The following is a 6,638-nucleotide window of genomic DNA, read 5'->3' as shown; positions in this document are numbered from 1 at the left end:
CCGGACATGCTGTAGGTGCGTTTGTAGGTTTTGATCTGGCGCATGCAGCGGGTAACATTGCATTGGAATTGCATGAGTGGGGACCTGATTTTGCTGCCTGGTGTTCGTACAAATACCTGAATTCCGGACCGGGAAATGTTTCGGGAATGTTCGTGCATGAACGACATGAATTCAATCCGGATCTTCCCCGATTTGCCGGTTGGTGGGGATATGACAAGGAAACACGTTTTCTGATGAAGTCCGGATTTGTTCCGATGAAAGGAGCAGAAGGCTGGCAATTGTCGAACGCCCCGGTATTCGGAATGGCAGCGCATCTGGCTTCTTTGGATATTTTTGATGAAGTAGGGATGACAGCTTTACGTAAAAAAAGTGAGCTGCTTACCGCTTATCTTGAATTCGTTATTCGCGATATTTCAGAACGAAATGACGAAAAAGTGAATTTTGAAATTATAACACCCGAAGAGCCACATCGAAGAGGTTGTCAGCTGTCTATTTTAGTGCACGGACAGGGGAAATCACTGTTTGAGGCAATCTCAGAGGGAGGAGTAGTTGCTGACTGGCGCGAACCGAATGTAATTCGTATTGCTCCGGTTCCGCTGTACAATTCGTTTGAAGATGTGTATCGCTTCGGAAAAATACTTGAGAATGGAATCCGTTGATCTGACTTTACAGCAATTGGTGCAAGTCCATTTCTCGGGACAGCTTGATGAACGGATGATTTATATTAATCTGGCTGTTCAGGCAATTACCGTTATGTTCATTGGGTTGTTCCTGTGGCGACTGAGTGTTTATTTTCAGCGAAAGAAGATGAAACAACGCAGGAGAAGTCCAATGTTCGAACCGAAGTTCGGAAGAAGAAATTAACACAGATAAAAAATTGAATCATGCAAAACGTAGCAGTTGTTGGTGCAGGATTAGTAGGGAGTTTACAAGCCATTTTACTGGCGAAAAGAGGGTTTAAGGTCGATGTATATGAACGAAGACCTGATTTGCGAAAGGCAGAAATTCTTGCCGGAAGATCCATCAACCTGGCACTTTCTGACAGAGGATGGAAGGCATTGGATAAGGCAGGGATTTCAGATGAAATCAGAAAGATTGCCATTCCGATGTTTGGGCGTAAAATGCACGCAGTTGATGGTGCATTAACGTATCAACCGTATGGAAAAGAAAATCAGGCTATATTTTCTGTATCCCGTGGAGGATTGAATCAAAAATTGATGAATCTTGCCGACGATTATCCGGAGATCGCTTATTTTTTCAATATGCGTTGCGAGGATATTGACTTTGACTCCAATACGATCCGGTTTACAGATACGGAGAAAGATCAGATCGTAGAAAAAAGTTACGATGCTGTTTTTGCTACGGACGGAGCCTTTTCGGCTGTTCGTAATCGCATGATGAAATATCCGATGTTTGATTATTCCCAGTCGTACCTGACGCATGGATATAAAGAACTGGTAATTCCGCCAAATGAGGACGGATCGCATAAAATTGATAAAAACTGTCTGCATATCTGGCCGCGCGGTGAGTTCATGATGATCGCACTGGCTAATTTGGACGGGAGTTTTACCGTAACATTATTCTTTCCGATGGAGGGCGAATTGTCTTTTGCGAGCATAGATACTCCGGAGAAAGTGAAAGACTTTTTTGAAAAAACATTCCCGGATTCAATTCCGTTAATGCCAACGCTATTGGAGGATTATTTTTCAAATCCAACCTCAACACTGGTTACCGTGCGTTGTAATCCATGGAACCATGGAACACAGGCTGTTTTGATGGGAGATGCAGCACATGCTGTCGTTCCGTTTTACGGACAGGGAATGAATGCCGGTTTTGAAGATTGCACAGTTTTTGATGAATTATTGGAGCAACACGGAGAGAACTGGGACATGATTTTCTCCGAGTACTCGCGTTTACGGGTGCCGGATGGAAACGCAATTGCTGATCTGGCATTGAATAACTATATTGAAATGCGGGATTTAACAGCAGATCCGGACTTTTTATTACGGAAAAAGATCGAACGAAAATTTTCAGATCTGTACCCAAATGACTGGATGCCGTTATATGAGCAGGTAACCTTTAGTCACATCCGATATAGTGATGCGCTCAAGCGCGGTCAATATCAGAGGGGAATCATGGATGAAATCATGCAGACGGAGGGAATCTATGAGAAATGGGACAGTGAGGAAATCATGAATAGAATTGCTGAGAAAGCGAAAACGAAATAGTTATGATGAGATTAGCCGTGGTAGTGGTGTTGGCAGGACTTTGTACTTTTCCTGTATACGGGCAGAAGAAAAAGAAGCGAAGTCAGTATTTTACCAAACAGAGTTATCAGTATCCTTTGTTCAAATGGACGGGGGAATACAGCCGCCACGGATTTCAGTTCAATTTCGGTCCGACTTATCTGCTTACCAACGGCGAAACTCCTGAACGGGATTTGTCTACCTCACCGGATACGAATGCAACCTACACGCATAATCCGTCCGGGCGATTAGGAGGGTTTATAGAAGTGGGAATGGTGCATATTGCCAAGAAACGTCGCAAAGTCATCCATTATTTTGATTGGGGGATCGGGTATAAACACTTTGCAGGAACCGAACAAACCCGTTTAATGATTCATCGTTTTGGAGAAATAAACGAAGTTAAAGGAAACGGCGTTTTTGACATGGGGTATTTGTACGGACGATTTAACGTACACAATGTCTGGCAAATCAATCGGGATATATTTCTGGATAATGCGTTGGGATTCAATATCGATTATCGTCTGACGGGGAGCGTACCCGGTGATAATTCCCGGTACGATGGGGCGGTTCTTCCCCAAACGCAGCGATTTCAGCAGGATTTTGTGGCGCAACTTAATTATGAATTGGGCGTAGGTTTTAAGATTCGAGATGGCTTCTTTATCATTCCATCCGTGCATACTCCGATTTTGGGAATTTATGAATGGACCGGAGGGAATCCTTCCCTGATGTGGTATTCATCACGTTATCAACCTTTGTTGCTAAAGGTGAAATTTGTTTGGTTGTTTAAAAAGAAAAACAATGCTTGTCCGCCGGTATACGGAAACCCGGATGATGAAAAGCGAAACCAGCAATACATGAATGGGCAGTGATGATAGGGTGAGGGGATGCCTCTTGTGAATCGTGTTATAAGTATAATAGCCTTTTGTTGACCGATAATCGCTGGCAGAAGTTGAAAGCTGCTTCTGCCAGCGGATTTTTTTAGAAATTGAATCTTAGCATATCACCATATTCTTCTTGGATAGCGGAAGGTATACTATCAGTTAGTGGAGAAAAGCAGGGGAAAAGAATTTCTTTTATTTTTCTCTCAAAGAGAGTTTGTTGCAACCGTTTTTCCTGTTCTATATAGTTAGCCTGTTCCTTGAATAACCATTTCAACTCGTCTTTGATGGGCATAGGTTTTTTCATTCTCATCTTGTTTAATTGACGAATGGAGGCATCAAGCTTTTCTTCACTTACTTTGTCAAGCAGAACAGTTCCCAGATGACCACTATTGAGTTTTGTCTTCTGATAGTAGAAATATCCCTTTTTGTTAATACCGATTACTGCCACATCATAAAGCATATAGTCATTTAGTGCATAATCGAACTTTCCGTTAGTTGCTGTGATGCGCTGATAACTATTGATTTTGGAAGGAAAAAGATAGGCGTATAAACGATCGTAAGATCGATGGTCTTCCACCTCAAAAGTAAAGCCGTTATATGTTATTTGAGCTGTTTTTCCTGTGATAGGGTCAACGATGGTGGTTGTTTTTCGTGCAAGAGTAGCTTCGTATACCTGACGGTCTATGTTTTTTACAGGAGAATTACCATAGATTACGAAACCGACTGTTCCGCCACCCAGTTGTTTAACCACATGTTTATAGTTAAGGTCATATTCTTCCGAGAAAGCTTGCGCCTCCCTTGCATTTGTTCGATCCTTTTCTGTAATGCGTGCTTCTGCCATTTCCTGATCCCATTTGTCTCTTCTTTCCAACTCTTTTCGTTTTAAGGATTGTGCGTGTTTTCGTAGTTTGTTGGTGTTTTGCTCATAAAATTTCCGCAAACCTTGTAGGTGAGGATTATTGGGGTTAATCGCTCCGACGTATTCTGCCTCAAATTGCGCGAATTCAGGATATCCCATTTCTTTTGCTCTTTTATCAAGTTCAGTCAAGGGGAGATGCAGATTTTTTACATACACATCTAATACTCGATTGTCGCAAGTTTCATGAATGCTTTGCATTCTTCGTTCAAATTCCCGTGTGGCTAAAAGTGTAGTGTTGAATTTAGTATTCCAGAATGAAAGGACTTTAGAAGGAAAAATGAAATCAAAATGACCACAATTCTCTTTTTCTTTAGCTACGTCCACATTTCCACGATCATCTACATATTCAAGCACGGATTCGATTTCGCAGTTAGTGAGTTCCGGGAATTTAGTCATTGCTGTAGGAGACCAATAGATTTTAGTTCTCGCATATGCCGATTGATCAATCGTCTCGGACCAGTCCCGTACAAACTGATAGAGCATTTCTTTTGTTTCTCCCGCTCGCATCCATTTATTCCGTACAAAGCGCAAGTCAGGTCCCGTTGAGTTTTCTCCTATACGATGACAGGATTGACACTTGGATTCAAATAAATCCTTACCCAGATCTACATTACTGGTATACCCGGATTCCATAGCAAGGTAAAGACTATCTCGATACGTTCTATCTTTTCTAAGTTTCATGTTGTTGAGTGTGTCTTCGTATCCTTCAGGATAAAAATCAAGTTGGTCCATATTAACCGGGACAGGAATCTTCATAAGGGGTTCCGGATTTACCCAGTTAATAATGCCTTCTTCATTTTTAACACCGTCATAAAGTTGCATACCTGCTTTATGTTCTTCGACAGGAACCTGTACGTAAACCCCGGTAGCGGGGTTAATATCCAGAAGTTCTCCTTCAGTGGAGTATGCTCTGAAACTAAACATCCCTTGGGTTTCTAGAAGATTCGTGTCAGCTACAGTGCTTAACCCGTTTTTTACCATAGTGGGACCATCCAGTGCTTCCTGCCATTGGATGATAGCTTTTCCCGAATAAGCTTCTCCGTTAAGGAGAAAACTGCTCTTGGGCATAGATAATAGAACTCCGGATTTGGATAAAACAAGAGTATCAGTATTTTCCCAGATAAAGAACTCTCCTTCAAGATGCTCAATGAGCGGGGTTCTCTCCAGCTCATTGTACAGACTAATGAGTTCTGATTCATTCAAAGGAGTCGTACGATTTAGCATTTTCCAGGTGAATAATCCTGCCAATGTGAGTAATGCGCTAACAACAAGGATAATTCCTGTGTAATATAATTTTCTGTTGAAATGATAACGTTTGGCAATTTGTTTAACTACAGTCCGGAGGTGGTTCCGTTTTATTGTTTCCTCGATATCTTTCTGGAGTTCGAATTCTTGTTGAAGTGTTTTGTCAGTTAGAAGTTCCTGCTCAAAATTCAATTGATCTTTTTCGTCCATTTCTCCCCGCAAGTAGCGGTCAATGCGTTTTGTGTTTTCTGCTTTCATGGTAATGCGTATTAGTGGGTTAATCTATCTTCCGAAGGGGTTAGTTGAATAACAAGTTTTTTGGCTTCCTGTATACAGCGATATTTTTGCGCTTTTACCACCTTATCATTTCGCAGTCCCACTTTATAAGCTATATCAGTCATAGACCATCCCTTTCCATAAAAGAGGTGAAGAATTTCTCTACATTTTTTTCCGATTAGATTAATTGCGTTTTCCAGTGTTTTCAGTCGGAGTTCCTTTTCAAACCAATCGTCCTGAATGTCGCTAACTTCACGGGGGAGTTCGAACGTGTTTTTTGTCTTTCTGGATTCATTGTACCAGAGCAATTTGCAAGTGCTTTTGAGATAGAAGAAAGGTTCGGTGTGAAGATGGAAATCAGGATTCGATTTTTTCCGGCAATAAATAATAAGTGCTTCCTGAAAAATGTCTTCAGCGGTATCCGTACCGCATCCCAGGGAAAGAAGAAACTTTTTGATATCGGGAAACTTCTTATAAAGATTCCTCAGTTCCTTTTCCTGTTCTTTTGATTTGACAGACCAATTCATAATTTACTTTTTACTTAAATGTCGGAATACTGTAAAGGTAAACATGAAATTATGTTTTTATAGGGATAATAGTTTTGTGTAAAAACAAAAAAGGTTGTCAAAACTGACAACCTTCTCTCTTGTAGCGGGGACACGACTCGAACGTGCGTCCGTCAGCAGACGGATATGAGCCCGGATTTCGTCAGTAAACTAATTGTTGTATCTGTTGTCGAATGTAAGCTCTTCCTCTGGAGGATTTGAGTTGTTTTTCATGTTTCATAGCATCCCTTTTGTTATCAAAAAAGACGACAATGGCAACTTCCCAGGGTCTGAACTTTAGTGTGTATCCTTTTGTTGCGAGCTGGTTGTGCGAATGAAAACGATCAATAAGATTGGCTGTATATCCGATGTAGATTTTATCGTGTTTTTTGGAGTAAAGCACGTAGGTTACGAACATGGCGGGTGATTTTTATAGCAACAAAAAAGGCCAACTTTTCAGTTGACCTTCTTTCTTGTAGCGGGGACACGACTCGAACGTGCGTCCGTCAGCAGACGGATATGAGCC

General features: G+C 41.5%; 7 protein-coding genes. 4 read left to right on the top strand and 3 right to left on the bottom strand.

Going from position 1 to position 6,638, the window contains the following annotated elements:
• The 4 genes from AC4PL9_RS11655 to AC4PL9_RS11640 all read left to right on the top strand — a co-directional run.
• Positions 1 to 659: kynureninase/PvdN C-terminal domain-containing protein (locus tag AC4PL9_RS11655; RefSeq protein WP_491604924.1), on the top strand; the 659-nt coding region annotated here is incomplete at its 5' end.
• Positions 646 to 864, top strand: coding sequence for a hypothetical protein (locus AC4PL9_RS11650; RefSeq protein WP_343790116.1), 219 nt, complete (start codon positions 646 to 648; stop codon positions 862 to 864). The genes AC4PL9_RS11655 and AC4PL9_RS11650, both read left to right, overlap by 14 nt.
• Before the next feature lie 20 nt (positions 865 to 884).
• Positions 885 to 2,228: an FAD-dependent oxidoreductase gene (locus AC4PL9_RS11645; protein WP_491604923.1), complete on the top strand. Its 1,344-nt coding sequence runs from the start codon at positions 885 to 887 to the stop codon at positions 2,226 to 2,228.
• Between the two features lie 2 nt (positions 2,229 to 2,230).
• The gene (locus AC4PL9_RS11640; protein ID WP_491604922.1) at positions 2,231 to 3,115 is read left to right on the top strand and encodes a hypothetical protein; all 885 of its coding nucleotides are present in this window, start codon (positions 2,231 to 2,233) and stop codon (positions 3,113 to 3,115) included.
• Positions 3,116 to 3,224: 109 nt separating this feature from the next.
• Here AC4PL9_RS11640 and AC4PL9_RS11635 read toward each other — a convergent pair whose 3' ends face one another.
• The 3 genes from AC4PL9_RS11635 to AC4PL9_RS11625 all read right to left on the bottom strand — a co-directional run bounded on the left by AC4PL9_RS11635 (position 3,225) and on the right by AC4PL9_RS11625 (position 6,530).
• Positions 3,225 to 5,549: a c-type cytochrome gene (locus tag AC4PL9_RS11635; protein ID WP_491604921.1), complete on the bottom strand. Its 2,325-nt coding sequence runs from the start codon at positions 5,547 to 5,549 to the stop codon at positions 3,225 to 3,227.
• Positions 5,550 to 5,560: 11 nt separating this feature from the next.
• Complete coding sequence (locus tag AC4PL9_RS11630; RefSeq protein WP_491604920.1) at positions 5,561 to 6,094, bottom strand: RNA polymerase sigma factor; 534 nt, start codon at positions 6,092 to 6,094, stop codon at positions 5,561 to 5,563.
• Between the two features lie 181 nt (positions 6,095 to 6,275).
• Positions 6,276 to 6,530 carry a GIY-YIG nuclease family protein gene (locus tag AC4PL9_RS11625; RefSeq protein WP_491604919.1) on the bottom strand — a complete coding sequence of 85 codons (255 nt, stop codon included), beginning with the start codon at positions 6,528 to 6,530 and terminating at the stop codon, positions 6,276 to 6,278.
• Positions 6,531 to 6,638: the final 108 nt, after the last annotated feature.

The sequence above is a fragment of the Wandonia sp. genome, from assembly GCF_984588085.1.
This window is presented reverse-complemented; position numbering and strand designations above follow the sequence as displayed.